Source organism: Gordonia sp. i37 (genome assembly GCF_002043085.1).
GTDB lineage: Bacteria > Actinomycetota > Actinomycetes > Mycobacteriales > Mycobacteriaceae > Gordonia > Gordonia polyisoprenivorans.
Window position 1 is genome coordinate 1 of record NZ_MVPX01000085.1, and the last position, 975, is coordinate 975.

General features: G+C 65.7%; 2 protein-coding genes and 1 pseudogene. All 3 read left to right on the plus strand.

Translation table 11 applies throughout. From position 1 onward, the window contains the following. On the plus strand, positions 1–268 hold a 268-nt coding region (locus B1964_RS03695; protein ID WP_139765615.1), incomplete at its 5' end, for an FtsX-like permease family protein. 192 nt (positions 269–460) lie between these two features. Further along, positions 461–703 (plus strand): hypothetical protein, encoded by a 243-nt coding sequence (locus B1964_RS03700; RefSeq protein WP_079928897.1) that lies wholly within the window; start codon positions 461–463, stop codon positions 701–703. Between the two features lie 31 nt (positions 704–734). After that, positions 735–975 (plus strand): annotated as a pseudogene (locus B1964_RS03705) (ATP-dependent Clp protease ATP-binding subunit); the annotation flags it as partial.

Genomic DNA, 975 nt, shown 5'->3' on the forward strand with positions numbered 1-975 from the left:
CCGACGCTTTCTCTCTCAGATGGTGCTCGCCGAAGCCGGGGCGGTCGCCGTCGTCGGCGCCCTCTTGGGCCTGCTCATCGGCGTGATCCTGCACGTGCTGAGCGACGAGATCCTCAGCGCCACCACCTCATTGGATATCGCGTACTCACCCCGGCCGATCACCCTGGTGTTCGTGGGGGTGTCGGTGGTGCTCTGTCTCGTCGGCGCCCTGGTGCCCGCCCGCCGGGCCGCACGCATGAACATCACCGAGTCCATCGCCAACGAGTAGCGCCCCACTCTCGCGACGGCGCTCTTCCCATCGTCGACAGCGCCCTCCTCCCCGCCGACAGCGCTCTCAACTCCGCCGACGGTGCTCTCCCCATCGCCGACGACGCTCTCCTCCCCGCCGACAGCGCCCACCCCGTCAAACTTCTCGTCAATAATTCTTGACAACACGGCGACGTCAACATAACCTGACAACATGCACGACGAACAGACCAACGAACCCACCGAGGCCGACCGCCTCGCCGGGGCCGCCGCGAGCGACGACCCTTCTCGAGGTCTGGCCGCGGTACGCGCCCTGCGCACCTTGGCCGACGGCCTCGAGGAAGTTCAGGTCGCCAACGCCCGTGACCAGGGCTGGAGCTGGCAGGCGATTGCAGATGTTCTGCAGATCAGCCGGCAGGCCGTGCACCAGAAGCACTCACAACGCGATGCCCAGTGATGGGCCGCACGACTTCGTAAGGAGTACCATCATGTTCGGTCGATTCACTCGAGACGACAAGATGCTGCTGGCATTCGCCACGCAAGAAGCCGCCGACCTGGAACACCACCGGCTCGGCAACGACCACCTCATCCTCGGGATGCTGTGTAACGCACGTACGCCGCTGTACGGCGTGCTCACCGAGGCGGGGTTGAACCTGATCGACGCGCGAGACGCCTCCCGCGCCTATCACGACGAGAACGACACCGACGACGACGCCGCTGCCGAGCAGA

Bases quoted from the DNA above. Each gene is read 5' to 3' on its own strand.
- B1964_RS03700 (WP_079928897.1), top strand. From the start codon at position 461: ATGCACGACGAACAGACCAACGAACCCACCGAGGCCGACCGCCTCGCC.